We start from the raw sequence: 544 nt of genomic DNA, 5'->3' as shown, positions 1-544 counted from the left end.
CCCCGAAGGCGCCCGCCCGCGGGTCGTGCATGATCTCAAGCTTTCGCTCGCGCGGGGCCCAACTTGCAAGCGCATCGGAGGTGTCGCAGAGCCCGTCTAGGTGGATGCCTCCCGTCACCACCACAGGCAGCGCCACAAGCACGGCCGCGACGATGGTCGCGGGCACGCCGAGCAGGTTCGCCACGTACCCCCACGCCGTTATGAGGAAGCCTTCCGCAAGGCCCACTAGGGGAAACGCGGCAAGCGCATGGGTTGACCCGAAATCGGTCCATGTCGATTTCGGGACGGGGATGCGCGAGAACGTTCCGAACGCCGCGCCGATTGCCTCTGCTATCTTCACCTTGTAGGTCCTTCGCCTTTCATCCACACGGGAATCCCGCATACCACTTCGACTGCGCGGTCGGCCAGCGCCGCCACGCCCGCGTTTACGCGCGAGAGCGCGCGCCTCCATGCCTCGGTCCCCTCATCGTAGCGTATCCCATCGGCGAACACGTCGACGGTGACCACCACCGTATACGCAGCGGCCTGAGCGAGCCGTTCGATA

Annotated in this window: 1 protein-coding gene and 1 pseudogene; both read right to left on the bottom strand. The window is 65.8% G+C overall.

Translation table 11 applies throughout. The features are described 5' to 3' along the window. Positions 1-340: adenosylcobinamide-GDP ribazoletransferase (locus AAAX75_RS10065; protein ID WP_349092078.1), on the bottom strand; the 340-nt coding region annotated here is incomplete at its 3' end. Further along, positions 337-544 (bottom strand): annotated as a pseudogene (locus tag AAAX75_RS10060) (bifunctional adenosylcobinamide kinase/adenosylcobinamide-phosphate guanylyltransferase); the annotation flags it as partial. The gene AAAX75_RS10065 and the pseudogene AAAX75_RS10060, both read right to left, overlap by 4 nt.

This window comes from Collinsella sp. CLA-ER-H7 (assembly GCF_040092345.1).
Classification (GTDB): Bacteria; Actinomycetota; Coriobacteriia; order Coriobacteriales; family Coriobacteriaceae; genus Collinsella.
Note: the sequence above shows the minus strand (reverse complement) of the source record. Positions and strands in the feature narration are given on the sequence as shown.